General features: G+C 66.1%; 24 protein-coding genes and 1 pseudogene. 9 read left to right on the forward strand and 16 right to left on the reverse strand.

Annotation, left to right across the window (positions count from 1 at the left end):
* Positions 1-126 precede the first annotated feature (126 nt).
* Positions 127-2,667 (reverse strand): phenylalanine--tRNA ligase subunit beta, encoded by a 2,541-nt coding sequence (pheT, locus tag IWX64_RS06010; protein WP_196866252.1) that lies wholly within the window; start codon positions 2,665-2,667, stop codon positions 127-129.
* A gap of 2 nt (positions 2,668-2,669) precedes the next feature.
* Positions 2,670-3,761, reverse strand: a complete 1,092-nt coding sequence (pheS, locus tag IWX64_RS06015; protein ID WP_196866253.1) for a phenylalanine--tRNA ligase subunit alpha — start codon at positions 3,759-3,761, stop codon at positions 2,670-2,672.
* A gap of 154 nt (positions 3,762-3,915) precedes the next feature.
* On the opposite strand from pheS, the gene IWX64_RS06020 reads away from it, so the two are divergent.
* Complete coding sequence (locus IWX64_RS06020) at positions 3,916-4,395, forward strand: hypothetical protein (RefSeq protein WP_196866254.1); 480 nt, start codon at positions 3,916-3,918, stop codon at positions 4,393-4,395.
* A gap of 44 nt (positions 4,396-4,439) precedes the next feature.
* Positions 4,440-5,054: an SIMPL domain-containing protein gene (locus IWX64_RS06025; protein ID WP_196866255.1), complete on the forward strand. Its 615-nt coding sequence runs from the start codon at positions 4,440-4,442 to the stop codon at positions 5,052-5,054.
* Here IWX64_RS06025 and IWX64_RS06030 read toward each other — a convergent pair.
* A complete protein-coding gene (locus IWX64_RS06030; protein WP_196866256.1) occupies positions 5,020-6,522 on the reverse strand; it encodes an HNH endonuclease signature motif containing protein in 1,503 nt (500 codons plus the stop codon). The two genes, IWX64_RS06025 and IWX64_RS06030, sit on opposite strands and share 35 nt — an antisense overlap.
* A 114-nt stretch (positions 6,523-6,636) precedes the next feature.
* Between IWX64_RS06030 and IWX64_RS06035 the strand changes: the two genes are divergently transcribed.
* Positions 6,637-7,338, forward strand: a complete 702-nt coding sequence (locus IWX64_RS06035) for a hypothetical protein (protein ID WP_196866257.1) — start codon at positions 6,637-6,639, stop codon at positions 7,336-7,338.
* The gene (locus IWX64_RS06040) at positions 7,335-8,348 is read left to right on the forward strand and encodes an Ig-like domain-containing protein (protein ID WP_196866258.1); all 1,014 of its coding nucleotides are present in this window, start codon (positions 7,335-7,337) and stop codon (positions 8,346-8,348) included. The genes IWX64_RS06035 and IWX64_RS06040 overlap by 4 nt, the downstream gene beginning before the upstream one ends.
* A gap of 27 nt (positions 8,349-8,375) precedes the next feature.
* Here the strand turns inward: IWX64_RS06040 and pcp are convergent, their stop codons facing one another.
* Positions 8,376-9,017, reverse strand: coding sequence for a pyroglutamyl-peptidase I (pcp, locus tag IWX64_RS06045; RefSeq protein ID WP_196866259.1), 642 nt, complete (start codon positions 9,015-9,017; stop codon positions 8,376-8,378).
* A 111-nt stretch (positions 9,018-9,128) separates the two neighbouring features.
* Positions 9,129-10,325 (reverse strand): cysteine desulfurase-like protein, encoded by a 1,197-nt coding sequence (locus tag IWX64_RS06050; protein WP_196866260.1) that lies wholly within the window; start codon positions 10,323-10,325, stop codon positions 9,129-9,131.
* A 212-nt stretch (positions 10,326-10,537) separates the two neighbouring features.
* On the opposite strand from IWX64_RS06050, the gene IWX64_RS06055 reads away from it, so the two are divergent.
* A complete protein-coding gene (locus IWX64_RS06055) occupies positions 10,538-11,533 on the forward strand; it encodes an ABC transporter ATP-binding protein (protein WP_196866261.1) in 996 nt (331 codons plus the stop codon).
* 3 nt (positions 11,534-11,536) lie between these two features.
* Complete coding sequence (locus IWX64_RS06060; protein ID WP_196866262.1) at positions 11,537-13,156, forward strand: ABC transporter permease; 1,620 nt, start codon at positions 11,537-11,539, stop codon at positions 13,154-13,156.
* Between the two features lie 69 nt (positions 13,157-13,225).
* On the opposite strand, the pseudogene IWX64_RS06065 reads toward IWX64_RS06060, so the two are convergent.
* Positions 13,226-14,009 (reverse strand): annotated as a pseudogene (locus IWX64_RS06065) (ABC transporter permease subunit).
* An 83-nt stretch (positions 14,010-14,092) separates the two neighbouring features.
* The gene (locus tag IWX64_RS06070; RefSeq protein WP_196866359.1) at positions 14,093-15,106 is read right to left on the reverse strand and encodes an ABC transporter ATP-binding protein; all 1,014 of its coding nucleotides are present in this window, start codon (positions 15,104-15,106) and stop codon (positions 14,093-14,095) included.
* An 85-nt stretch (positions 15,107-15,191) separates the two neighbouring features.
* Between IWX64_RS06070 and IWX64_RS06075 the strand changes: the two genes are divergently transcribed.
* Positions 15,192-16,256: an Rv2578c family radical SAM protein gene (locus tag IWX64_RS06075; RefSeq protein ID WP_196866263.1), complete on the forward strand. Its 1,065-nt coding sequence runs from the start codon at positions 15,192-15,194 to the stop codon at positions 16,254-16,256.
* Between the two features lie 44 nt (positions 16,257-16,300).
* Here the strand turns inward: IWX64_RS06075 and IWX64_RS06080 are convergent, their stop codons facing one another.
* Positions 16,301-16,744: a (deoxy)nucleoside triphosphate pyrophosphohydrolase gene (locus IWX64_RS06080; RefSeq protein WP_196866264.1), complete on the reverse strand. Its 444-nt coding sequence runs from the start codon at positions 16,742-16,744 to the stop codon at positions 16,301-16,303.
* A 55-nt stretch (positions 16,745-16,799) separates the two neighbouring features.
* Positions 16,800-16,925 carry a hypothetical protein gene (locus IWX64_RS16955; RefSeq protein WP_334683183.1) on the reverse strand — a complete coding sequence of 42 codons (126 nt, stop codon included), beginning with the start codon at positions 16,923-16,925 and terminating at the stop codon, positions 16,800-16,802.
* Positions 16,926-17,027: 102 nt separating this feature from the next.
* Here IWX64_RS16955 and IWX64_RS06085 point away from each other — a divergent pair, with 102 nt between their 5' ends.
* Positions 17,028-18,257 (forward strand): MFS transporter, encoded by a 1,230-nt coding sequence (locus IWX64_RS06085; protein ID WP_196866265.1) that lies wholly within the window; start codon positions 17,028-17,030, stop codon positions 18,255-18,257.
* Here IWX64_RS06085 and IWX64_RS06090 read toward each other — a convergent pair.
* The 4 genes from IWX64_RS06090 to infC form a co-directional block, all read right to left on the reverse strand.
* Positions 18,250-19,155, reverse strand: coding sequence for a TrmH family RNA methyltransferase (locus tag IWX64_RS06090; RefSeq protein WP_196866266.1), 906 nt, complete (start codon positions 19,153-19,155; stop codon positions 18,250-18,252). The two genes, IWX64_RS06085 and IWX64_RS06090, sit on opposite strands and share 8 nt — an antisense overlap.
* 82 nt (positions 19,156-19,237) lie before the next feature.
* On the reverse strand, positions 19,238-19,666 hold the full coding sequence (gene rplT, locus IWX64_RS06095) for a 50S ribosomal protein L20 (protein WP_196866267.1): 429 nt from the start codon (positions 19,664-19,666) through the stop codon (positions 19,238-19,240).
* A 99-nt stretch (positions 19,667-19,765) separates the two neighbouring features.
* A complete protein-coding gene (gene rpmI / locus IWX64_RS06100) occupies positions 19,766-19,960 on the reverse strand; it encodes a 50S ribosomal protein L35 (RefSeq protein ID WP_019483418.1) in 195 nt (64 codons plus the stop codon).
* 111 nt (positions 19,961-20,071) lie between these two features.
* Complete coding sequence (gene infC / locus IWX64_RS06105; protein WP_395939840.1) at positions 20,072-21,076, reverse strand: translation initiation factor IF-3; 1,005 nt, start codon at positions 21,074-21,076, stop codon at positions 20,072-20,074.
* A 343-nt stretch (positions 21,077-21,419) separates the two neighbouring features.
* Here infC and IWX64_RS06110 point away from each other — a divergent pair, with 343 nt between their 5' ends.
* Positions 21,420-21,881 carry a DUF1844 domain-containing protein gene (locus tag IWX64_RS06110; protein ID WP_196866268.1) on the forward strand — a complete coding sequence of 154 codons (462 nt, stop codon included), beginning with the start codon at positions 21,420-21,422 and terminating at the stop codon, positions 21,879-21,881.
* A gap of 3 nt (positions 21,882-21,884) precedes the next feature.
* Here IWX64_RS06110 and IWX64_RS06115 read toward each other — a convergent pair whose 3' ends face one another.
* Genes IWX64_RS06115 through priA form a run of 3 tightly spaced genes read right to left on the reverse strand, consistent with a single transcriptional unit; the run spans position 21,885 to position 24,819 of the window.
* Complete coding sequence (locus IWX64_RS06115) at positions 21,885-23,192, reverse strand: MFS transporter (protein WP_196866269.1); 1,308 nt, start codon at positions 23,190-23,192, stop codon at positions 21,885-21,887.
* A gap of 35 nt (positions 23,193-23,227) precedes the next feature.
* Positions 23,228-24,064, reverse strand: a complete 837-nt coding sequence (locus IWX64_RS06120) for an SseB family protein (RefSeq protein WP_196866270.1) — start codon at positions 24,062-24,064, stop codon at positions 23,228-23,230.
* Positions 24,061-24,819 (reverse strand): bifunctional 1-(5-phosphoribosyl)-5-((5-phosphoribosylamino)methylideneamino)imidazole-4-carboxamide isomerase/phosphoribosylanthranilate isomerase PriA, encoded by a 759-nt coding sequence (priA, locus tag IWX64_RS06125; RefSeq protein ID WP_196866271.1) that lies wholly within the window; start codon positions 24,817-24,819, stop codon positions 24,061-24,063. Before priA ends, IWX64_RS06120 begins: the two co-directional genes overlap by 4 nt.
* Positions 24,820-24,823: the final 4 nt, after the last annotated feature.

A 24,823-nucleotide genomic window follows, 5' to 3' on the forward strand; every position in this document is an offset into this window, starting at 1 on the left:
CCCGACCCGGGAAGCTCCGGCGACCAGCCGTGTACAGGCCACCCCACAACGACCAGCCCCGGACAGGCCAGCCCACAACGACCAACCCGAGAACGACCAGCCCCGGACGGGCCAGCCCACAACCGGCTAGCGCTGAACGGCCCCGTGCCGTTCGGCGGCGAGGTGGACTGCCGCGTCGCGGGAGGCACTTGCCTCATCGGCGGTCAGGGTGCGGTCCGGCGCCCTGAACCGCAGCGCGAATGCCAGCGACTTGTGCCCGTCCTCGATGCCCGCACCGTCGTATACGTCGAACAGGTGCACCTCCTCGAGGAGCTCCCCTGCCCCCTCGCGCAGGGTGGACAGAACATCGTCGGCCGGCAGCGAGCCGTCGACGACAAGCGCCACATCCTGGGTGGTGGCCGGGAACGTCGAGAGGTGCTTCGCCACAATCACGTCCGGAGCCGCTTCGAACAACAGGTCGGCGTTGATTTCCAGCGCCACCGTCCGTGCAGGCAGATCCTGGGCAGCGAGTAGCTTCGGGTGAAGCTCGCCGGCATAGCCGACCAGTTCACCGGTCCGCAGCGAAATCCGGGCCGTCCGGCCGGGGTGGAACGCCTGGTGCTCGCCCTGCGAAATCTCAAGGTCCACACCCACGACGTCGGCCACCAGGCGGACCGTATCCAAGGCATCGGCCCAGTCCCATGGGCGTGGCTGGTGGTTGGCTCCGGCTGGTGAGTCATTGCCGGTGAAGACCGCGGCGATGGTCAGCGGCTGGTCGGGCAGCCCGTCGTAGAGCCCGTCAAGGACTTCCGCGGAGGGTCGGGTACCCAGTGGCGGGATCTCGCTGCTGCCCACGGCACCCTGCGGCAGGAACACCAGCCCGGCCTCATAGAGTGCCAGGTCACGGAACCCGCGTGAGTGGTTCCGTTTGGCCACCTCGATCAGACCGGGAAGCACCGAGCGGCGCAGGAAGCCCAGTTCGGCGCTCAACGGATTGGCCAGCTTGACCGACGGCTGCTCCGACCCGTCGGCCGAACCGAAGGTGGTGTTGCTCTCCGAAGACACGAACGGGTAGGACAGCACCTCGGTCAGCCCTGAGTCGGCCAGCGCCTGCAGGACGCGGCGGCGCTGCACCTGCACACGGGATAGGCCGCTGCCCGGAGGAGCGATCGGAAGCCGGGAGGGGATCCTGTCATAGCCCACCAGGCGGGCAATTTCCTCGGTGAGGTCGTCCTTGATCTGGAGGTCCTGGCGCCAGCTCGGCGCGGTGACGGTGTGGCCGCCGTCGTGCGCTACCACCCCCGCTCCCAGATCGGTGAGCGCGCCGGTGATCTGCTCGTCGGTGAAGTCCATCCCGATCCGGCGGGCCGGGTAGCCGGCGGGCAGATCGATGACGACGGCGCCTGGCTGGGTGCCAACGTCTGTTCCGGCGTCCTCGGCGGTGCCGCCGGCGAGCTCGACCAGCAGGTCGACCACGCGCTGGGCTGCGATGCCTGCGACCTGCCAGTCCACGCCTCGCTCAAAACGTTTCGATGCCTCGGACGGCAGCTTGTGGCGGCGGCGCGACCGGGCGATCGACACCTCGTCGAAGTGTGCTGCCTCCACGAGGACCGTACTGGTGGCGTCGGAGACCTCGGTGTCGGCGCCACCCATGACACCGGCGATGCCGATGCCGCCGGAGGCGTCCGCGATCAGGAGGTCTTCGACGTCGAGCTTGCGGACCTTGTCGTCGAGGGTCTTGAGGGTCTCCCCCGCAGTTGCCCGGCGGACCACGATGCCGCCGGAGAGCTTGTCCTGGTCGTAGCAGTGGATGGGCTGACCCAGTTCGAGCATCACGTAGTTGGAGATGTCCACGGGCAGCGAGATCGACCGGATTCCGGCCAGCCGCAGCCGGGAGGCCATCCACGGCGGCGTGGGACGGGTGGCGTCAACGCCCGTCACTGTGCGGGCCACGAACCTGTCGCAACCGGGGCGGCCGTAGATCGGCGAGTCGTCGCTCAGCGTGACGGGGTAACCACCGGACAGTGTTGTCGGCGCACTGACCCGGGTTGCCGGGTCAGTGAAGGCGGTCCCGGTGGCGTGGGCGTACTCGCGGGCGACCCCCCGGATCGAGAAGCAGTAGCTGCGGTCCGGGGTGACGTTGATTTCTGCGGCCTGATCGTAGAGGCCGAGCAGTTCCATCGCGTCCGAGCCGACCTCCGGGTCCAACCCCAGGGTGGAGAGCACAAGGATGCCGTCGTGGTCGTCACCGATGCCAAGCTCGCGCACCGAGGCGATCATTCCTGCCGAGACGTGACCATAGGTTTTGCGGGCGGCGATGCGGAAGTCGCCGGGCAGCACGGCACCCGGCAGGGTGACCACCACCTTGTCGCCCTCGACGAAGTTGTGGGCGCCACAGACAATGCCCTGCACGCCGGAGGGGTCAATGCCCTCGTTGGACAGGGTCTGGGGCTGTCCCTCGGGGACCACCCGGACCTGGCACCAGTTGATGGTTTTACCGTTGGTCTGTGGTTCTTTGACGATCGAGAGCACCTGGCCGACGACGACGGGCCCGGACAGGGTGTCGGTAGGCCGGTGGACCGCTTCTTCTTCCAGGCCAACCTTAACCAGTTCGGCCATCACGTCTTCGGCGGTGGCACCGGCTGGGACCTGTGCGAATTCACGCAACCAGGAAAGTGGAATACGCATGCTTAGATCTCCATCCCGAAGTGCTCGCTGAACCGTACATCGCCCTCAATCATGTCCCGCATGTCCCCTACCTCGTTGCGGAACATGAGGGTGCGTTCAATGCCCATGCCGAAGGCGAACCCGGAGAACTCCTCGGGGTCGATGCCTGCGGCACGCAGCACATTGGGGTGGACCATTCCGCAACCGCCCCATTCAATCCATTGCGGCCCGCCCTTGGCACCGGGGTGCCAAATGTCGAGTTCGGCTGAAGGTTCGGTGAAGGGGAAGAAGTTCGGGCGCAGCCGGATCTGGGCGTCGTCGCCGAACATCAGGCGTGCGAAGTGCTCGAGGGTCCCGCGCAGATCGGCCATGCTGAGGTTCCGGTCGATGGCCAGGCCCTCGAACTGGTGGAACACAGGCGTATGGGTCGCATCGAGTTCGTCGGTGCGGAACACCTTGCCGGGGCACAGCACGTACAGCGGCAAGGGACGCTCAAGCATGGAGCGCACCTGGACCGGCGAGGTGTGCGTGCGCAGGAGCAGGTGCGCTTCCGGGGGCTCGACAAAAAAAGTGTCCTGCATGTCGCGGGCCGGGTGATCCGGCAAGAAGTTAAGGGCATCGAAGTTGAACCACTCCGATTCCAGCTCGGGGCCTTCGGCGATTTCCCAGCCCATGCCGACAAAGATGTCACTGACGCGTTCCTGCAGGGTGGACAGCGGATGGCGGGCGCCGGCACGACGACGTCGCGGGGCTGCCGTGACGTCCACCGCTTCCTCGACGAGGATGCGTGCGTCACGTTCCGCTTCGAGTTCGGCGGTGCGGGCGGCGAGCGCAGCGTTGATCCGACCGCGGGCCGGGCCGATGTTCTTGCCGGCTGCAGCCTTCTCCTCCTTGGCGAGGGCACCGATGCCCCGGTTCGCGAGGCTGAGAGGTGACTTGTCGCCGGTGTGGGCAATCCGGACCTGCTTGAGTGCGTCCAGGTCGGGGGCCGCGGAGATGTCGCTAAGCGCGCGGTCCACCGTGGCACCGATCGCTTCGGCATCCAGCGGCGAAGGAACGTCGACGACGGCGGACGTCGCGTGGGCGGGTCCGCCCGGCTGTGTGGAGTCAGACATCGAGATGTTCATACCTTCAGTGGTGGTGGGCAACAGGTGTTTCACCGCGGATCCGGTGACCGTTGGCAGACGGTGCAAGTCTAGCTAACACCGGCGCAGAGTCCTTAATGGGCACACAGCGCTGGCCCACAGCACCGGTACTAGGATGGCTGACATGACGCCGGCCCACCAGATGCGATGGCTGCTCAACTGGACGAACCTGTCCACTGGGGCCGGACTTCTCCTTGCGAAGGCCAAGGGCTGCGATATCCGCCGCGGCCCCGAGGGCCTCTTCCTGGCCTTCAGCTACACCGGTACCCTCCCGGTGGCGAGTGCTTTCACCGTGGGCAACACCGTGCTGTTTCGTGCCCCTGCAACCGCAGGAATGCCCCGCCCGGGACTGCTGGCCCACGAAGCCCGTCATAGCACCCAGTACGCGCTCTGCCTTGGGCTTCCCTTCCTCCCCCTGTATTTCGCTGCCGCAGCGATTTCCCTGCTGCGCACCGGCGACCCGGCATCACTGAACATTTTTGAACGCCACGCCGGGTTGGCCGCCGGTGGATATGTCGAGCGTCCCGTCCGGCAGCTCTCGACAACGCTCCAACCGCTTCGCCGTCGGGCGCTGGCGGCCATCAACCGATTGGGTGCCCGATGAACACCAGCACTCCAGGTCCCAGTACTCCGGGTCCGACTATCACTGTGACCGGTACCGGCACGGCGAGCGCTCCACCAGACCGTCTCCATTTGCGGATCGAGGTGGAGGTTCGCCGGCCCACCGCGCCCGATGCCTATTTGCGGGCCGCCGACGCCGCGTCCCGGGTTCTTGGGGCGATCGACGCACACCAGATGCCGTCGCTGAAGCGGTCGACCCGGCAGGTCGGCCTGCGCGCGGAGATTGTCTGGGCTGACAACCAGGAGCAGCGGGTCAGCGGCTACGTTGCCTCGCAGGAGCTTGCCGTCACCATCGATAATCCTGCCTCGGCGTCGGCGGTGCTGGACGCCGTGGTGCATGCCGGTGGCGACGACGTCAGGATCAATTCGCTCGTCTTCGGGTTTTCCGACCCGTCAGCCCGAGCGCGGCTCGCGCAGGAGGCGGCGTGGCAGGACGCCCGCGAGCGCGCCCTCCAGTGGGCACAGCTGGCCGGGTGCACCCTCGGCGTGGTCGAAGAAATAACTGAGGGTGGCGGGACGGCCCCTGCCCCCGTGGGCCGCCACGCGGTGCTGGCCGCCGAACAGTCCATGCCGATTGAACCAGGCGCAGCCGAGGTTGTCAGTACTGTCACGGTTCGCTGGAGGATTGCTCCGGCAGACTAGTAGCGCTGAGATGGGCGGTAGATACTGAGACATGTCGGTAGCGATTGCGCCGTGGTTTGCGCTCGGGATCCACATACGGTGGCGGAATGAACCACGGGATGCCCCGCCGCATGTCGATCGTCCAGTTGCCCTGATCCATCAGGTCATGGTGATGACCGCAGAGCAGTACCCCGTTGCTGATCCGGGTTCGCCCGGATGCCGACCAGGGGTCGATGTGGTGGGCTTCGCACCACACCGCCGGAATCATGCAGTCAGGAAAGCTGCAGCCCTTGTCCCTGGCAATCAATGCCCGACGAAGGCCGGGCCCGAAGAACCTACGCGCACGTCCCACATCCAGGATTTCACCACTGCCGCCCAGCACCACGGGGACGATGTCCGCATCGCAGGCAATCCGCCGGACAGTGCCCGGACTGACCGGACCGGCGAAGACAGCGTGACCGGTTCCGTTCACCCTCCCGAGCAGTTCCTCGAAGCCAATGGTCACCATCACCTGCGGCCGGTGACCACCCGTCGCGGGGAGCTCAGAAGTTGTCAGCGCGAGCCGACAGGCGCCGACCAAGCCGTCGAGGAGCATCTGCGCACGGGTGCGCCCATCGGGGGTACGCACTTCTGGGGTTAGACCGTCTGGGGCGGAACCGGCGTCATGATCTGCTTCCTGCGTCTGATTGATTGCTATCCGAGGGTTGGCCGCCGTGTTCATGGCTGTGGTGAGGACTTCGAATTGCCCTTCGGTGGCAACGATTTCGAGCCGGTGGAGACCGCTCCTCATTCCCTTGAGAAATACTCCCTGGCGACTTCTGAGGAGTTCATCGCTGGGCTCCCGTCCATCCTGATCTAGGGCTGCTTCCCAGTGCCGTGCAACAACCCTCAGGACGTCAGTATCTGATTCGACGGCCTGCGCGGTCAGGGCACGCTCCATCGCCGCCAGCAGGTCCTGTGCCTGTGGCGTCGTCGCTGCTGGGCGCACCCGTTCGATGCTCTCGCTGATGATTACCGCCGCTTGGTCGCCGATCTGCCCGTCACCCATCGCCGCACTGAGGTGCTCCAGACGTGGCGTCCCGGTGGTGCCGTTCAGAAACCGGGGAGGTACTACGCTGGCGGCCAGCCGAAGGCGCCGACGTGCCTCAGACCGCCCGATCAGCAGCCGTGCCCGCAGATAGTCAGGCGTGTCCCGGAATTCGCTCACCGTTTGTCCGCCGCCAGCAGCCGGAATGTTCCAGGTTGTTGTCTGGGCAGACTCTCCAGTGGCTGCGATGTTTTGCCAGTCCACAGCCCGGGCACCAAGGACCTGCAGATACTCGACCACGTGCGAAAGTTTCTCTACCGCTGCGACAGTATTAGCCAGCTCAAGCGTGCTCATGAGGCTTGCCTGGTCCGCGAATTTGCCCGCGAAGGCCAGCAGGGTGTCCCGTAGGGACCCGACGACGTCGGCTGGCCGGGGTTCGACGTCCAGATGAGTGATACTCATACTCTATTTTATTCAAATTTATGTTCTATTACCAGAGATTTGGCGCAGCAATAACAGCCGGATAACACCTTTCGTGCTATCAAGTGAGCGGGGTCGGGCTGAATCGGGTGAATTGTGTGTGAAGTTCCTCGCCGGTCGTGGCGACCATCGCTCACTCCCAAACGACTGGCCCTCGGGCTCTCAGGGGCCACCCTGATCCTCGCCGGAACTCTGTGGCCCTTCGATTCGCTCGGGAGCGGCCTCGCCGGATCAGGAATCCTTGAACTGGGACTTTACGGCCTGGGGCTGATCATCCTCGGTACCGCCCTGATTCTGTCGGCGGTGGTTCTCCCCGCCGTAAAGGAAGTGGAGTTTGGATTTCCTCTTGGGATCCGGGTGACTACCGCAGTCTCCAACCGTGAAGACTCGCTGCGGCAGGAGTTCCAGCGGCAGCGAAGCGACCTTGAACTCTGTGCCCACCTTCTCTGCGACGACCCTGCCATGGCCCAGCGCCTGCTGGAGGCTTCCTGGGCCAAGGCAACCGCGGCATGGAGGGGCCCTGTGACCGGCGACCTGCGCCCCTACGTGATCTGCCTGCTCGTGAAGCTTGTCTCGGCTGACCGTCGGTGGAATCGGCGTGAGGTCCGGTCGAACGGCGGCGGCGGATCTCTTTTGGGCGCCCTGGACCTGCCGGAGCGAATCGCCGTCGTGCTCCACGACTTTGCGGGCCTGTCATCGGGCCAGATTGCAACCCTTACCGACCGTTCGATCGACCAGGTCCGCGCCGATCTGCGCAGCGGTACCGCCAGGGCCGAAGAGCTGCATGGCACTCAATGAACAGGCAACTCCGCGAACACCTCGCAGCGGGTGCAGGCGACCGGGCGCACACCTTTCCTGCGTTCATCGACCGCGCACTACGTGACGGTATGCGGGCCTATCAGCGGCGGATCGTACTGGTGTTCACGGCCGCCGTGTCGGCAGTAATCGTCATGAGTGCGGGGGTTGCCTCCATCCCGGGATGGATCGGCGTGCAAGCGGTGCCCGAGGAGGTCGGCAGTCTGATCATCCAGCCGACGGAGGCGAGAGTGGCCCCGGGTGGGACCGTGAACTTCACAGCGTCAGTCATTCTCGAGGGTGGCATGTCCCGGAGCATCGAGGGCCAGCCGGTGTGGGAATCCCTGAATCCCGGGGTCGCCACCATCGACGGGATGGGGCTGGCCACCGCCGTCAGTCCCGGAACGGCCACCATCTCCGGTTCGTCGGACGGCAGGTCAGCCCAGGCCACGCTGACCGTCCTGCCGGCAGACGTGGCCGTCGAGTCAATCATCGTCACCCCCACCAGCCAGGCAATGGACCTGGGCGTGTCCCAGCAGTATCTTGCAGTGGCGCAGTTCAGCGACGGCAGCGCCCAGGAGATCACCGGGGCCGTGCAGTGGGGGTCAGCTGATCTATCGGTGGCGTCGGTGACGGAGACAGGTCAGGCAACGGGGATTGCACCGGGTAAGACCCAGATCACCGCGGAATGGAACGGGTTGCGGAGCTCGGTACCGCTCACGATCCTGGCTCCACCGGATCCTCCGGTCCGTCTGCTCGTGCAGCCGGCTGCCGCAGAGGTCTGCCCCCCGACAGCTCAGCAGCTGAGCGGGGTCGCCGTCACCGCGTCCGGTGAGCCGGTTGACGTGGGAGCGATCGCGTGGGCGTCGGACCGGGATGATTTTCCCGTGGACGCATCAGGCCTGGTTTCTCCTATTCCTAACGCGGAGGGAGCAGCGGTGATCACGGCACAGGCCGAGGGATTGGTGGGTACCGCGACGGTGACCGCCCGCTGCGAACCGATCATCGAGTAATCCAGCGGAGGTCCACCGGGCAGCACCCTAGTGTTCCGCTCCGGCGGCAAGACGCAGGTCCGACGTCGTCGTCTGACTGGTTTGGGCAATGAGGACCAGCGCGTCGGCCATCTCGGCCACCGGCATTCCCGGCGCGCCGTGGACGGCGGCCTGGTCCGGGGTGTACGGCACGTGGATGAACCCGCCGCGCGTACCGTCGCCGCTGGCGGACAGCAGGTCCATCAGCCCGTAGAACACGTGGTTGCAGACGTAGGTCCCAGCGGTTTGGGACACTTCGGCGGCAATACCGGCGACGGTCAGATCCTGCAGCGCCTGTTTGATTGGCAGGGTGGAGAAATACGCTGCGGGGCCGCCGGGACGGATGGGGCTGTCAACGGGCTGGTTGCCGGCGTTGTCGGGGATGCGGGCGTCGTCGACGTTGATCGCTACCCGCTCCAGGGAAATCCTGGCGCGGCCTCCCGCCTGCCCGACGCAAAGGACCAACCCGGGGCGGTGTTCGCTCACCGCTTCCCGCAGCCTGGTGAGGCTTTCCCCGAAGGTACAGGGCAGCTCAACGGCGACAGCCGCACTGCCCACCGCCCGCAGGGCCGCGGCGGCTTCCTGCGCCGCAAGCCAGGAGGGGTTGAGGGCTTCCCCACCGAAGGGCTCGAATCCTGTGAAGAGAATCATGGGTCAAGCCTAGGCGCTGCCCCAACGAGTGGCGGACCCACAGATGAGTGGCTGCCCGACAGCGCGTTTGCCGGTGCGCCACTTTTCTCTCCCGAACCAGCCTGTACCGGGCTAGCCGAAGAACGCGGTCAGACCCTCGATCAACCGCCGTACGTCGTCGAGGTTCGTGTAGGGCGCCAACCCCACCCTCAAGCCACCAGTGTCTCCGAGCCCCAACACGTTCGACGCCTCAATAGCGTAGAAGTTACTCGCTGGCACCAGGATGTCCCGGCCAGCGAGGAACCGGCTGGCGTCGGCGGCGCTTCGATCGGCAAAGGTGAGAAGCAGGGTGGACGTCCGGACTGCGGCCCGGGAGTGGACCGTCACCGCTGGCATCTCGGCGAGCGCCGCCTCGAGGATCTTCAGCAGTGACGCTTCGTGCGCTCCGATGTCATGGTGGGCCGCCTGGAGTTGCTCCCGTCGCGATCCACCGTCCCCGAGGGCGGCAGTGAAGTCAACGGCCGCCGTCGTCCCGGCCAGCATCTCGTAGGGCAGGGTACCCAGCTCGAAGCGCTCTGGCACCGCGTTGGTGGAGGGCAGCAGCTTCTCCGGGACAAGGGTCTCCAGCAGGGCTGGCGCTGCGGCGAGGACACCGCAGTGGGGGCCCAGAAATTTGTACGGCGAGCAGACAAAGAAGTCGGCGCCCAGCGCCTGCACGTCGACGCTGGCATGGGCAGCATAGTGCACCCCGTCCACGTAAAGGAGCGCACCGGAGTCGTGGGTCAGCTCTGCGATGGCGGCAATGTCAGGCATGGTACCCAGCAGGTTGGAGGCGGCGGTGACCGCGACGAGCCGCGTGGCGGGCCTTAGGGCTGCCCTCAGGCCGTCGAGGTCCAGCTCGGAGGTCTGGGGGTCGAAACTCACCCAGCGGACCACTGCTCCCTGCCGTTCGGCGGCCTGGACCCAGGGTCGGACGTTGCAGTCATGGTCGAGGCGGGTGACGATCACCTCGTCGCCGGGCCCCCATCCGGCGCTCAGGTGTTTGGCGAAGTCGTAGGTCAGCGCGGTGGCGCTGCGCCCATACACGATCCCCAGCGGATCCGCGTTGAGGAGATCAGCCATGGCCTGCCTGAAGCCGAGCACCGCCGCATCCGCATTACGCTCCGACGCGACCGAGCTTCCACGGATGGAGAGCGGGCTGGTCAGGGTATCGGCGATCGCCTGCCCGACGACGCCCGGCGTCTGCGTGCCGCCGGGTCCGTCAAAGTGGGCAATCCCCGAGGACAGTGCGGGGAAATGGGAACGCAGACTTTCGACGTCGAGCGGCATGGGGCCCTTTCGGCTAGCTGGCAGGCGTGGGCTCCAGCCTAGGGTGGAACCGGCAAACCTGACGAATGCGGTAGAGCCCTATCCGCTGCGCTGTGGCGCTTGTAGGCTGTGTCCAGTATCCGTCGATGTCAGGTTGACCCGAGGGCAGCGAGCCCCAGGAACGCCGCGGAAACGGCCGTGTCGTTGTCGGCGGGTGGGTGAACGGACGCGCTATGGCTGAAGCATCAGATCCGATCATCGAGGTATGTCGGCTGGAGAAAGACTTCGGCCGAACCCGCGCGCTGGACGGTCTCGACCTCTCGGTCTCTGCCGGTGAGGTGCACGGGTTCCTCGGACCCAATGGCGCAGGAAAATCGACGACCCTCCGAATTCTCCTCGGGCTCATCCGTCCGACCGCAGGAACTGCAAGCGTCTTCGGGACGGATCCGTGGCAGGACCCCGTCCGCTGCCACCGGGACCTTGCCTATGTCCCCGGGGACGTGAGCCTTTGGCCCAACCTCTCCGGCGGTGAGGTGATCGATCTGCTGACCGGATTGCGTGGTGGCGCGGATGAGACCGAGCGCAGCCGGTTGATTGACGAGTTCGAGTTTGACCCCCGTCGAAAGACCCGCACCTATTCAAAAGGTAACCGGCAGAAAGTGGCGTTGATTGCCGCCTTCGCGCGGCCCGCCAAGCTCTATGTCCTGGACGAGCCCAGCGCCGGCCTGGATCCGATCATGGAGAATGCTTTCCGCCGCGAGGTCCGCCGGGTGCATTCCGAGGGCGCAACGGTGCTGCTTTCGAGCCACATTCTGAGCGAAGTGGAACAACTCTGCGACCGGGTCACCATCATCCGTGCGGGTCGGGTGGTGGAATCGGGCACCCTGGCCGACCTGCGACATCTGAAGCTGACCCACTTTCGGGTGGAGGGCGTCAGTGCGGATCTTCTCGCCGCCCTGCCCGGCGTCCAGGAAATCCACGACGACGGCGGCGCTCTGGAGTTCGAGGTCGAGACTCCCTCCCTACCGACCATTCTGGAGGCAGTTGCCGCCGCACGGCCGAGTGGCCTGTCGGTGTCCCCGCCGTCGTTGGAGTCGCTCTTCCTCCGTCACTATGCCGAACCAGCAGCCACCAGTGGGACCCTTCGCCAGCGTCCCGGCGCGGGACAGACCGGCGCTGGCCGGACCGGTGCGGGACGGGCCGGCGACGGACAAACCGGGCGGGATTGACTCATGCCTGGCCTGCTCCGCCTCGCCGTCGCCCAGGTCCGGCGGGACCGGATCCTGTTGCCGATCTGGATCCTCGGTATCGGGCTGCTTGGCTTCGCCACCGCGGGAGCCGTCTCTTCAGAGTTCAGCGAGGAGGGCGACCGGCGGGCGATTATGGCTGTGGCCACCGCCAACCCGTCCCTGCTGTTTCTTCGCGGTCTCCCCGACGGCTCCGGTATGGGGGCTGTGGTGTTCTTCCAGGGCTATGCCTTCACCGCGTTGCTCGCCGGATTGATGAGTACCCTTTTGGTGGTTCGGCATACCCGGGCCGACGAGGAGTTGGGGAGGGCCGAACTGATCGGTTCCACACCACTCCCCCGCTCCGCATCATTGGGCGCGACACTGCTGGTGGGATGCGCGGCGAACCTTATTCTGGCCGGGTGCGTAGCTGCGGGTTGCACCGCTGCGGGCCTGCCTGGCCCCGGTTCCCTGACGGCTGGGGCCGCCGTCGGGACCGTCGGATTGTTCTTCGTGCCCGTCGCCGGGTTAATGGCGCAGCTAATGCCATCGGGGCGGAGCGCCAATGGGGCGGCGGCTTCCCTGGTGGGGGCGGCGTACCTGCTCAGGGGCGTCGGCGACGCCCTCGGGACACCGAACACGGAGCTCACGCGGGTCACGAGCGGCTGGATCTCGGTCCTGTCCCCCATCGGGTGGGGGCAGCGTTCCCGACCCTTTACCGCCCCCGATCTGCTGCCATTGGTCGCGTTGGCGGTGTCCGCTGCAGTGTTAGCGGTGGTCGTCCTGCTCATCCGGGGACGGCGGGATCTCGGTGCCAGCTTGCTGCCGGAACGAGCGGGCCGACCCCGGGCCGGTGCCGGTGGGCGGTCGCTGATTGGCCTGGCATGGAACCTTCAGCGCTCCACATTGATCGGGTGGTGTGTCGGCGCGGCGGTCATGGGAGGCATCGCGGGTGGACTCGGGCCGGTGGTCACGGATGCCGTAGAGGGCAACAATTCGCTAGCGGAACTGATCGGCCGCCTGGTGCCAGGGATCGAAGCCCAGATTGTCTACGTGTTCACCGCTGCGCTGATTGGCATCGCAGGGGTTCTGGCGGCCGCCGCCGGAATTCAGGGGGTGCTGCGGATGCGCGCGGAGGAGGCCGAGGGGAGGGCTGAACTATTGCTGGCCGTTCCCCTGTCCAGGACCAGCTGGCTGACCGCCAACCTGGTGCTGGCGCTCTCCTCAGCGGCGGCGGTCGCGGCGGTTGCGGGCTGTGCGGCTACCCTCGGATTCTGGCTCGCCGGGATGACCGGCACCCCGGGGACCGAGCTGCTGGCCGCCAGCCTGGCACACGTTCCGGCCGCCGCTGTCTTCGTGGCGGCGCCAGCGATTGCCTTTGCGACGATCCCCCGGTGGAGCGCGCCGGTGGGGTGGGGGTTGCTGGTCGCCGGGTTAATCCTTGGGCAATTCGGAGAACTCCTGGGACTCCCCGAGTGGCTTCAGGCGCTCAGCCCCTTCCACCACTCGCCCGCCATGCCAGTAGAGGCCTTCGACCCGGTGCCCGCTCTCAGCATGACTCTCATCGCGCTGGCAGGCGTGGGTCTCGCCGCCTACCTGATCCAGCACCGTGACCTTACGACCTAGCAGGCACTTCGCTTCCAGCGCCAGATCACGTCGCATCCGAAGGTCACATTCCCACCTCAGAGAACGACGTTAGATACCGACGTCGCGCCGGTTCAGCGCCACCGCGCTGAGACCGGCGAGCGCAGCTGAGATCGCCCACAACCAGAAAGCCGCGCCCCAATCCGCGCCGTTGGCGACCGGTGAGTTGCCGTAGGCCCAGTGATAGGGGGAGAGGTTCAACAGCCACTCCAGATCAGGGCTTTGGCGTCCGACGGCGTTCAACACGTAGCCCAGGACGGCCACTGCTGCGCCTGCGGCGGTCCCGTACATCTTCCTGCCGCTCATCGCCCCGACAAAAAGCGCCGTCATGCCACTGAGCAGCGCGAGCCCCGCGAACAGGACCGTGGCGCCGAACAGGTGCGCGGTGTCTATCTCCAGCTGTGCCGGTCCAATCAGCAGCCAGACCAGGCCAAAGACCACAGCCGAGAGCAGTCCGCACCCCGATCGCCAGCGCCCGCTCTAGTACTACCTGGGGCCTGTTCACTGCGTGGGCGAGCGTGAGCTCAAGTTGGCCGGATTCCTCGTCGCCGGCCACCGCCGAAGCGCCCCAGGACACTGAGGCGATGGTCATCAGCAGAAAGCCGATCAGACCAAAAATTGTGGCCTGTGTGTACCCGGAGCCGGAGGCGATCTGATCATAGTTCAGTGCCCGGGTCATCTCCGGAGGGAGCGCGTTGATCAGGTCCTGCATCTCAGCGCTGTTCCCGAGAGAGGGAAACAGCGGCAGGTACAGCATGATGGCCGCGGCGAGCCCCACCGCCCAGGCCACCGTGGAACGCCAGTGATCGAGGAGTGCCCGTCGGAACAGGGGCAGTGTCGAAAGGGGCAGTGCTGACAAAGGCGGTGTCGACAAAGGCGGTGTCTTGGACCGGTCCCGGGCCGCGGGTGCCGAATGAGTCATGGCAGGGTCCGTTCGCCGCCGCGGGTGCCGGCAGCGCCAGCTGCGTGTGCCCCCGGTGCGCGTTCGGCGCTGCCAGCTGCGATTTCCCCAGCGCCGCCCTTCGCGGTTGAACCGTACAGGGTGAGAACCGATTCCTCGAGATCGGGTTCCTCGATGACCAGATCCGCCAGTTGCAGCGGTGCGAGGGCCTGGATCAGCGGCTGGATGGCTCCCTCATGGGTCGCCGAAACCTCCGTGAGCTCCCCGGCGGCGTGGACATGCTTCAGGTGGAGTCCCGGCACGTCCCGGAGCAGCAACTCCACCTCGGCCGGGGGGACGCCAGTCACCGAAATCCTGACCTGCCGGTGGGCACCCTCCCGCAGGTCGGCGACCGATGAGATGCGCACGATGTCGCCGTCGCGCAGGATGGCCACCCTGTCCGCCGCCTGCTGGACCTCGCTCAGGACGTGCGAACTGAGGAAAACCGTCTGACCGTTGTGCTGGACCTCGCGCAGCAGCGAGCGGAACTCCTGCTGGATCAGCGGATCAAGCCCGCTGGTGGGCTCGTCCAGAATCAACACGTCGGGATCATGCATGAAGGCCTGGACCAGCCCGAGCTTCTGCTTGTTGCCCTTGGAAAGCTTCCGGGTATGGCGGTCCAGGTCAAGATTGAACCGTTCCGCGAGTTCGTCAGCCCGCCCCGGCCGAACCGTGCCGCTGATCGCTGCATAGTGCGCCAGGAGCCGTCGCCCGGTGATCCGCTGCTCAAGGAACAGCTCCCCCGGCAGGTACCCGATCCGGCGGCGGAGCCTCGGTCCGGCTGCGCCGGGGTCCTGGCCCAGGATCCTGATGTTTCCGGAACTGGGGCGAATGATGTCCAGCAGGCACCGCATGGTGGTGGTCTTCCCGGCACCGTTGGGGCCGATGACGCCGAATACCTCTCCACGCTCCACCCCGAAGCCGATGCCATGCAGCACCTCCCGGCGCCCGAACGACTTCCGGAGACCATCAACTTCGATCACCTGGCCCATGGCGCAGACCCCCTTCTTACCCTGGACCCACAGCATACAAGTACGCTCCTATCAAATACATTAGAAGATATGTTCTAATGTATTTATGCGATGGGTTGGGCAGAGTACGACGACGACGGCGCCGGTTCCCCAGGAGGCGCTGCTCCCCCTGAGCGGCCTGGTACGGACAGTCAGGACACCCGACTTCGCCGGGATCACCTTCCACGAAGTGCTGGCGAAGTCGGTCCTCAACAAGGTTCCGGGCACCTCCAGCATGCCATTTCACTGGACCATCAACCCCTACCGTGGCTGCTCACATGCCTGCGTCTATTGCTTCGCCCGCAAGACCCACAGCTACCTGAACCTCGATACCGGGCTGGACTTCGATTCCCAGCTCGTGGTGAAGACCAACGCCGGGGAAGTGGTGCGGCTCGAGGTGTCTCGCCGCTCGTGGCGACGCGAACATGTGGCGATGGGCACCAACACCGACCCCTACCAGCGTGCTGAGGGGCGTTACCAGTTGATGCCCGACATCATCACCGCGCTGGCCGATTCGGGGACACCCTTCTCCATCCTCACGAAGGGGACCTTGCTGGCCCGGGACATCCCGCTGTTGAAGCAGGCGTCGTCCTCGGTGGAGATAGGGATGGGCATTTCGCTCGCGATCATTGACCCGGCGCTGGCCCATGCGGTGGAGCCAGGAACACCTACTCCCAAGGCCAGGCTGGAGCTGATCAGTCGGCTCCGTGATGCCGGCCTGCCCTGCGGCGTCCTGGCGATGCCGATCCTGCCGTGGCTAACGGATAGCGATGAAGCCCTTGCTGCACTGTTTGGGGCCCTGGCGGCGGCGGGAGCCAGCGGAGTCTCGGCGGGTGCGCTCCATCTGCGTCCTGGTGCCCGCGAGTGGTACATGGACTGGCTGGCAGCCAACCATCCACAGCTCGTAGGCCGCTATCAGCGGCTCTACCGCGGAGGCAGCTACGCGTCGAAGGAATACCGGACCTGGCTGTCGGGCAGAATCCGGCACCACCGGGCCAGACACGGGTTCACCTCTGGCGCGCAATTCTTCCGTGAGCTTCAGCCCGGGACACCCGACGACGGTGAGGCGGGTTCCCCGACGGCTCTCTCCCCACCATCACGTGCAGCAGGCTCAGAGCCAACACTGTTCTAGTACGGCCCAGTTCTAAGGCAGCCCAGTTCTAGTAGCGCGCAGATCTAGTGTGGGACGCTTACCTGGGTCAGCAGAGCGTCAACGATGGGACGGTCCGCCGGGATCCAGGCCAGGTTCACCAGTTCGTCCGATCCTCCAAGAGGCACCCATGACAGTAGATCGTGATCCTCAAGCGGCACAGGCTCGCCGGTGGCAACCTCGGCGAGCCAGACCCGCATCACGGCGCGCTCGTTGAGCGGCCAGCCCCCGGGAACGGGCCCAACCACCTCTGCCCCCAGCAGAACTGTCACCCCGAGCTCCTCCAGCAACTCCCGGTGGAGGGCAGCGGTGTCCGACTCCCCCGCCTCCACCTTGCCGCCGGGGAACTCCCACATCCCGGCGAACTGTTCGGGAGCCGTCCGACGCGCGGCGAGCAGCCGGGTGGGGCGGACGAGGGAATCAACGATCGCGGCGCCGACGATCTGGCGCGGTAGGTTCTCTGCAGGCACGAACCGAGTGTAGCTGGCGCGTCCAGCGAGTCCAGTTGTTCGCCGGGCGGCCCCGTCAGAGTGCCCGGACCTGGTTGTTCGGCTGGTCACCCTTCGCGCCAGCAGCCATGATCTTCCTTACATCGACAGGTTCGGTCTGCTGCACAGCCTGGGCCGTTGCCGTCACATGGGAAGGCGGCACCAGCCCAGGCAAGGCTAGAGTTGAAATAGACAACGGCGTCGACGCGTTGCGCCCTACAGGACTTCGCCTCCTTCTTCATCCCATGCCGCCGAATCGAGTTCCATGTCTGATGCCCGACGCACCTCCCCCCTGTCCCCCCGGCAGCTGAACCTTGCCATCCTTGCGCTGGCGATGGGCGGCTTTGGCATCGGCACCACCGAGTTCGCCATCATGGGCCTCCTCGCGGAGATGACCGGGGCCCTCAATATCAGCGACAGCGAGGGCGGACATGTCATCTCTGCCTACGCGATCGGCGTCGTCGTCGGTGCACCCCTGCTCGCCGCGCTGGGGGCACGACTGCCCCGCAAAGGAATGGCCATCGGGCTGATGGTCGTCTTCACCGTCGGCAACCTGTCGTCCTACTTCGCCAGCGAATACGGCTGGCTCCTGCTGTCCCGTTTCCTGTCCGGCCTGCCGCACGGCGCCTACTTTGGCCTGGCTGCAGTGATCGCCGCCTCGCTCTCAGCGCCGACCCGTCGGGCGCACGCCGTCGCGATGGTGATGCTGGGTCTGAGCATCGCCAACGTGATTGGCGTGCCGATCGCCACCTGGCTGGGCCAGCTCTTCGGCTGGCGCACCATGTTCCTGCTGGTGGGAGCAATCGGAGTGCTCACCATCGTGATGATCACGCGGAGCGTCCCCCACCTGCAGGTCAAGAAGGGCGCCTCCATCCGGGGCGAACTTGGCGCGTTGAAGCATCTCCAGGTCTGGATGACCCTGCTGATCGGCATCGTCGGCTTCGGCGGCTTCTTCGCCGTCTACTCCTACATTTCCCCCACCATGACCGAAGTGACAGGGCTTCCGTCGGCAACGCTGCCGATCGTCGTCGCCCTCTACGGTCTCGGCATGGTGACCGGAAATATTGTTGGCGGCCGCCTGGCGGACATTTCCGTGATGGGCACCATCTACTGGGTGATGGGCGTCATCGCCCTCACGCTGGTGGCGTTCTCCTTCGCCGTCCAGTGGGCACCGACGGCATTGCTCTTCGTCTTCCTGGTAGGCGCGATTGGCGCAATGCTCATCCCATCGCTCCAGGTCCGACTGCTCGATGTCTCGCCCGACGCCCCGTCGCTCGCGTCCTCCCTGAATCACGCCGCCCTGAACACGGCGAACGCGTTGGGCGCGTTCCTCGGTGGCGTCGTCATCGAACTTGGGTGGGGCTACACCGCGCCGGCCCTGGTCGGTGCGGTGCTCGCGGCAATTGGTCTCGGTGTCGCGCTGGCCAGCGGCCGTATCGACCGGCGCACCCGGGCGGCAGCGGCCGAGCCTGCCGAGCCGGTGTCGGTCAGCTGAGGCGCTGCGCCCTGGCCGACGCGTAGAGGCAGACGGTCGCTGCCGTGCCGACGTTGAGGCTCTCAGCCCGCCCGTAGATGGGCACCGACACCCGGTGATCAGCCCCCCGCAAAACGTCGTCGGGCAGCCCCTGCGCTTCGTTGCCGAACAGCCATGCCGTCCGCGCCTCCAGTTGTGCCGCGTCAGCACCCTGCCCGTCGTTGCCAGGCGCCAGCCGGCGTCGGGCGCTCCCTTCCTGCAGCACGTCGAGGTCCACGTTCCCATACCCGTCGGCCGCCAATACTGTGATCCCGTGTTCCCTCAGGGAGGAGAGCACCAGTTCCAGATCGGCTCCCATCACCACGGGAAGATGGAACAGCGATCCCACGGTGGAGCGAACCGCTTTCGGGTTGTACAGGTCCACGGACGACGACGTCAGCACCACCGCGTCGGCACCGGCCGAGTCGGCCGCCCGAAGGATCGTACCGGCGTTGCCGGGGTCGCGGACCTCAACCATCACGGCGATCAGCCGTGGTTCAGTCGCGAGCACCGTTTCCAGGGACACGTCGACAAAGGCGCAGACGGCGATGACACCCTGGGGGGTCACGGTCGAGGACATGGCGGCGAGGACCTCCTCGGTGACCAGCCGGGGCGCGGGTTGGCCCTCAAAGAGGCCCAGTTCAGCGTGCCGTTCAAGGCACTCCTCGGTGATGAACAGTTCCTCGACCACCGAAGGCTCACCCGCGGCATGCCGAGCCGAATGCAGGCTCAACGCCTCGCGGACGGACTGCGGCCCTTCAGCGAGAAACCTGCCCTGCCTTAAGCGGGCCGGACGCCCCGCGAGTCGTGCCACTTCCTTCACCCGATCAGCTCGGGGGTTGGTCATGGGCGGTGCCGCGGGGCGTCCGGTGTTAGTCATGTACTGATGTTCTCAGTTATTCAGTTTTCCCAGTAATCCGGTCAACCCGGCAGCTGGGGGGCGTTATGCCCAAGCCGTCAGGCTATGCCTTGGCGGGTGCCTTCTTTGGTGCCTTGGCCGATGAGGCCTCGGCGCCAGCGGGTGCCGAAGTGTCGGCAGGCAGCGAATCCTTGGCAATCTGCACCAGTGCGGCGAACGCATTGGCGTCGGAAACTGCAAGCTCGGCCAGCATCCGGCGGTCAACCTGGATCTCAGCGGCCTTCAGGCCCTGGATCAGACGGTTGTAGGTCAGGCCGTTGGCGCGGGACGCAGCGTTGATGCGCTGGATCCAGAGGCGACGGAAATCGCCCTTGCGCTTGCGGCGGTCGCCGTAGCTGTAGACAAACGAGTGCAGGAGCTGCTCTTTGGCCTTACGGTATAGGCGTGAACGCTGCCCCCGGTAACCCTTCGCCCGCTCGAGAATAACCCGACGCTTTTTATGGGCGTTTACCGCCCGCTTCACACGTGCCACGTGCGTACTCCTTCAGTAGATCTACCGGAACATCTTGGTGTTGCCCTGTCCTGCAAACAGCAGTGCACTGGGCCTGTCCCGGTTAAGTTGGTTGGTGAGTTAGATGCCCAGCATCTTTTTGATGACCTTGGTGTCGGCCTTCGAGACGATCTTGTCGCTGCCGAGACGGCGGGTCAGGGTGGAGGGCTTGTGCTCCAGGTAGTGACGGCGGTTGGCCTGCTGGCGCTTGAGCTTGCCGCTTCCGGTCAGCTTGAAACGCTTTTTGACACCGCTGTGGGTCTTCATCTTCGGCATGAGAACCGATCTCCTTTGGTTTCCGCCCGCGACTGCGGGCGGTTCGTACGGCACCCGCGGGGGTGCCTGCGGGTTTATTAGGGCGCCGGGTGGCTCCGGGGATCTGGATCCCTAGTCGGAGGTTCCTGGCTTAGGCCGGCTCGGCGTGCTCCGGGGAGCAGCCTTGCTGGCAGGCTTTGGTGTTGCTGGCTTGGGCATCGCCATTGGCTTCGGGGTTGCCATCGGCTTCGGCGCCGCGGCAGGCTTGGCGGCCGGCGCTGGCTTCTCTGCTGTCTTGGGCTTGGCCGGGGCTTTGGGTGCGTCGGCGGCAGCCTTCTCAGCAGCCTTCGCCGCCTTCGCGGCCTCGGCTGCTGCAGCTTCCTTGTCCGCCTTGTCCTGGACCGCCTTCTCGCGATCGACGATCTCCTGGGCTGCGGCTTCCTTCGCTGCAACCTCGGCGTCGATCACTTTCTGCGCTGCTGCTTCTTCTGCAGCCTCCTGCGAGGCCGTCGTCGAATAGCCGTCAGGAAGCAGGTCGGCGAGGCTCTGCGTCATTGGCGCCTTGTCCGGAGTGGTGTCAACCTTCTCCGTACCAGCCTTCACAGCCTCGTTCGCTGCCTTGGCGTCGGCACGCTGGGTGGCGCGTCGAGCCTCAGCCTTCGCTTCGGCCTTGTTCTTGACCGGACCGATGACCATCACCATGTTGCGGCCGTCGATTCGCGGAGTCGACTCCACGATGCCCACCTCGGCAACGTCTTCCGCGAACTTCTGCAGCAGGCGGATACCCATCTCGGGGCGCTGCTGCTCACGTCCACGGAACTGGATCATGGCCTTGACCTTGTCACCGGCGCCCAGGAAACGCATTGCATGTCCGCGCTTGGTCTCGTAGTCGTGGGTGTCAATCTTCAGGCGGAACCGGATCTCCTTGAGAACGGTATTCGTCTGGTTCTTGCGCGCCTCACGAGCCTTGACGGCGGCTTCGTACTTGTACTTGCCAAAATCCATCAGCTTGGCAACCGGAGGCTTGGCCTGCGGTGCAACCTCAACAAGATCAAGGTCTGACTCGGAGGCAAGACGGAGAGCATCCTCAATACGGACGATGCCTACCTGTTCGCCCGCAGGTCCTACCAACCGCACCTCAGGGACGCGGATACGATCATTGATTCTTGGCTCGCTAATGTGTTGCTCCTGAAATCTTATGAAGTGTTACCCACCGCAACAGAAGAAGGCCCCCGATTGCAGTGCAATCAGAGGCCTCGATGATCGGTGAGCCCACTACAGTGGGGCCGTACTGACAGGAAAGCAATCCCGCGCCGTACGCACCGACCTATTACCCGGCTGCCACCATGCTTCGAAACGAAACACCTGGCAATCGCGGGTGGGAGAGGACTCCGCTTGCAAACTGGAAGTGATCTTTTTCATGCCCCGTGCGGGCGCAGGAAATAGCGACCTCCAGTCGGTCTGTGACAAGCTTACCAGCATGAGCACCCCCGCCAGTAATCCAGACAGCGCCCGCAATGTCTTCCAGTCCCCCGCCGACAACGGCGATTCCGCCAGCGCAGCCAGCGAACCAACGCAGCCGAGCGCTGCCGGGCAGCCAACGGACGACGACGGCCGCCAGGTCCGGCGCGACATTGCCGAGGTAAGCGCCGTCGAATTGATCATGACCAGCGCCCTGCACCTGATGAGTGCCGCCGCGGTGAAGTGCGGCCTGGCCGAAGGCGACGACGCGGAGGAGCTCAAGGATCTGGACGAGGCCCGGAAAATCATCACCGCCCTCGCCGGGTTTGTCACCGCGGCCGCACCAGAGATTGGCGGCCAGCACGCCGGCCCGCTGCGCGACGGCCTGCGGTCGCTCCAGCTGGCGTTCCGTGAGGCTTCGGTCATCCAGGACGCCCCCGGGAAGGGACCCGGGGAGAAGTTCACCGGGGCCGTCAACTAGCTCTCACGCAGCACGTCGGCGTCGTACCTGCTGGGCGCCGAGGCCGAGGACACAGATGGTGACCGCGACTGACCCCACGGTGGTGAACGCGGCGGAGGGTCCCACCGTGTCAATGGTGATACCCGCCAGCGGCGCCCCGAGCGCCACACCTGAGGTGAGCGCCGAGCCGTACCAGCCCATCGCCTCCCCACGGCGTTCCTCGACCACCAGGTCTGCCACCCGTTCCGATGCGGCGGATAGCACCGGTGCGCACAGGAAACCGGGCAGGATCGACAGGAGACACAGTGCCAGGGTGTTTTCTGCGAACCCCATCGGAATGGTGAACAGCCCCATGAGCAGCAACAGCACCAGGGGTGACACTGGCCGGCGCAGCGCTCCGTAGACCAGCCCACCGACCACCGATGCTGCGCACCAGGCGGCGAAGACCAGCCCGAGTTCGCCCTCTCGCCCGGTTTCCTCGAGCGCTGCCACAATCCCGACCTCGGTCCCGGCCAACACCAGTCCTGCTCCGGCGGCGACCACCAGGACCACCGCAACGGCAACTGAGAGCCAGCCGAAGCTCCCGGCCATCCGGTCCTTCAAAGCCGCTGGCCCGGCGGCGGTACGTCTACCCGGATGAAGTTCAGCCGACGCCTCAGTGACATGGGCCGGGGCCGCAGCGACCAGCGCCCCGACGGCGGCAGCCTCGTCTTCGGCCTCGGTAGGCGCGGCCGCGGAGGCGCCAAGCTGCTCGGTACGGGTCGGCGGGTTGAACCACATCAGGAACAGGCCGGCCCCGGCGGTGGCCAGTCCCACGAGGGTAAGTCCCAGCACCGTGGAGACCTGGGTTGCCAGGATCACGCCCAGCGCCGGGCCCACCATGAAGATCATTTCGGTGCCGATGGCGTCGAGGGTGAACGCGGTACGCCGCTTCTCGCCGGTGACCATGACGCCGAGGGACTGCCTGACCACCGAGAACGCGGGCAGGGTGAACAGGCCGCCAACCAGTGCGGCGAGGAGCAGCCATTCGTAAGACAGTTGGGGAGCAACCGACCAGATCACCGCCTCGGCGATGACCGAGGGGATCAGGGCCTTTCGGAGCCCCGCACTGTCGACCCGGCGGCCCCGCCAGGGCGCACCAACGGCGATCCCAATCGTCAGCAAGGCGGCGACGGCGCCAGCCTCGGCGTAGCCGCGATCGAGGGTCTGCACCACGTGCAGGGTCAGCAGGACGCCCGCCGCTGAATGCGGGAACCGGGCGATCATCCCCACGATGAGCAGGCGCCGCACCGGGACGATGCGAAGGAGCTCCCGGTAGAGGGCAAAGTTCACTGTGTTCCCTCTTCTGCGGGTCCGCCCGCACGTTCTCAGCGGGTCAGCACCACCTCAAGTGAGTCGACCCGTTCCACAAATTCTGTATTGCCGCGCAGGTTGTCCTGAAGCCGCTGGACCACTGTGCGGACGGCGTCTTCGGCCAGTCCGTCACGAAGGGTGATCTGGAGTCGCACCTCTGGCCCCGGGCCGCCGCCGGATGCCAGTGTACCGTCTGCCGCCCGGGCCCGAACCCCGCTGCCAGGGCCCACTGCCGCCCGCAGGATGGCCGGTTCCTCGCCGGTAGCCAGGGCCACCAGTTCGGCAATCCGCGGATCCCTGTAGGCGGGCTCCCAGGGAATCTGTTGGGCCAGTGCCCAGAGGGCCGGCCGGCGGACCACGAAGGTGAAATGCGCTCCGGGATCAATGACCAGCAGTTCCGAGTTGTCAGCCACCGCCGAGAGTGCCGCGCGGGGGGCATAGACCGCCACCGGCCTGGCCTCCGGGTGCCATGCGGTGAGCGCTGCGGTGGAGCTGAACACCGGCAGGGCACTTCGGCCATCAGGTGCCTTCAGGGTCACCAGGGCCATGTCGGCTTCCTTGTCCCCACCATGTGCGGGGTCTCCCCCAGCCACCAGTTGGGCGACCACTGGCACGAAGACACGGACTCCGGCCAGCGCAGCGAGCACCGCCGCCTCATCACCGTCTCCGGTCAACAGCCGGTTGACTGCCGCGGTGTAGGCGGGTGGGGCGGCGCCGTCGTCGTCGTCGAAGTTGTGCAGCGGGTTGCCGTCGCCACTCAGGTCACGGCCTTCCCAGGCCTGCCCGGCCGAGTCGGCGGTATTGCCGGCAAGGGCGGCGGCAATGTGCGCCGGGAGGTGCCGTTCGCTCACACGCGCGGCGCCGGGTGGCCGGCGATGTCTAGCGCCTGGGGCAGGGTGAAAGCCCCCGCATACAGCGCCTTCCCGACAATCGCCCCTTCCAGCCCCTGCGGGACCAGCTGGCGCAGCGCCGCGAGGTCTTCCAGGCTGGAGATGCCACCGGACGCCACGACCGGCCGCGAGGTGCGTTCCAGTACCTGCTGAAGGAGTTCGAGGTTCGGTCCGCGGAGCGTGCCGTCCTTGGTCACATCGGTGACGACATACCGGGAGCAGCCGGCGTCTTCGAGGCGCTGCAGAACTTCCCATAGATCCCCGCCCTCCTGGGTCCAGCCGCGGGCTGCGAGGGTGGTGCCGCGCACGTCCAGGCCGACGGCAATCTTGTCGCCGTAGCGGGCGATGGCGGAAGCGGTCCATTCGGGATCTTCAAGCGCCGCAGTGCCAAGGTTCACCCGGTGCGCACCGAGCTCAAGTGCCGCGTCAAGGCTGGCGTCGTCGCGAATGCCGCCGGAGAGCTCGACTTTGATGTCGAGCTGGTCGACCACGCGGCCCAGCAGGTCCCGGTTGGATCCCCGGCCAAACGCGGCATCCAGGTCCACCAGGTGGACCCACTCGGCACCATCGTGCTGCCAGGCGAGGGCTGCTTCGAGGGCGTCGCCGTAGCCAGTTTCACTGCCCGCCTCGCCCTGGACCAGGCGGACTGCCTGACCATCGACGACGTCAACAGCTGGCAGCAGTTCAAGAATGGGTGATTCGGTAAAGGGGCTCATCAGG

The sequence above is a fragment of the Arthrobacter sp. CAN_A212 genome (genome assembly GCF_015752345.1).
Lineage (GTDB): Bacteria > Actinomycetota > Actinomycetes > Actinomycetales > Micrococcaceae > Arthrobacter_D.

Excerpts from the sequence above, each read along its gene's own strand:
- IWX64_RS06020 (WP_196866254.1), top strand. The coding sequence starts at position 3,916 with ATGACGCCGGCCCACCAGATGCGATGGCTGCTCAACTGGACGAACCTG.
- IWX64_RS06075 (WP_196866263.1), top strand. The coding sequence starts at position 15,192 with ATGCGATGGGTTGGGCAGAGTACGACGACGACGGCGCCGGTTCCCCAG.
- pcp (WP_196866259.1), bottom strand. The coding sequence starts at position 9,017 with ATGATTCTCTTCACAGGATTCGAGCCCTTCGGTGGGGAAGCCCTCAAC.
- IWX64_RS06040 (WP_196866258.1), top strand. The coding sequence starts at position 7,335 with ATGAACAGGCAACTCCGCGAACACCTCGCAGCGGGTGCAGGCGACCGG.
- priA (WP_196866271.1), bottom strand. The coding sequence starts at position 24,819 with ATGAGCCCCTTTACCGAATCACCCATTCTTGAACTGCTGCCAGCTGTT.
- IWX64_RS06030 (WP_196866256.1), bottom strand. The coding sequence starts at position 6,522 with ATGAGTATCACTCATCTGGACGTCGAACCCCGGCCAGCCGACGTCGTC.
- IWX64_RS06055 (WP_196866261.1), top strand. The coding sequence starts at position 10,538 with ATGGCTGAAGCATCAGATCCGATCATCGAGGTATGTCGGCTGGAGAAA.
- IWX64_RS06060 (WP_196866262.1), top strand. The coding sequence starts at position 11,537 with ATGCCTGGCCTGCTCCGCCTCGCCGTCGCCCAGGTCCGGCGGGACCGG.
- pheT (WP_196866252.1), bottom strand. The coding sequence starts at position 2,667 with ATGCGTATTCCACTTTCCTGGTTGCGTGAATTCGCACAGGTCCCAGCC.
- IWX64_RS06110 (WP_196866268.1), top strand. The coding sequence starts at position 21,420 with ATGAGCACCCCCGCCAGTAATCCAGACAGCGCCCGCAATGTCTTCCAG.
- pheS (WP_196866253.1), bottom strand. The coding sequence starts at position 3,761 with ATGTCTGACTCCACACAGCCGGGCGGACCCGCCCACGCGACGTCCGCC.
- IWX64_RS06085 (WP_196866265.1), top strand. The coding sequence starts at position 17,028 with ATGTCTGATGCCCGACGCACCTCCCCCCTGTCCCCCCGGCAGCTGAAC.
- IWX64_RS06070 (WP_196866359.1), bottom strand. The coding sequence starts at position 15,106 with ATGGGCCAGGTGATCGAAGTTGATGGTCTCCGGAAGTCGTTCGGGCGC.
- rpmI (WP_019483418.1), bottom strand. The coding sequence starts at position 19,960 with ATGCCGAAGATGAAGACCCACAGCGGTGTCAAAAAGCGTTTCAAGCTG.
- IWX64_RS06050 (WP_196866260.1), bottom strand. The coding sequence starts at position 10,325 with ATGCCGCTCGACGTCGAAAGTCTGCGTTCCCATTTCCCCGCACTGTCC.
- IWX64_RS06090 (WP_196866266.1), bottom strand. The coding sequence starts at position 19,155 with ATGACTAACACCGGACGCCCCGCGGCACCGCCCATGACCAACCCCCGA.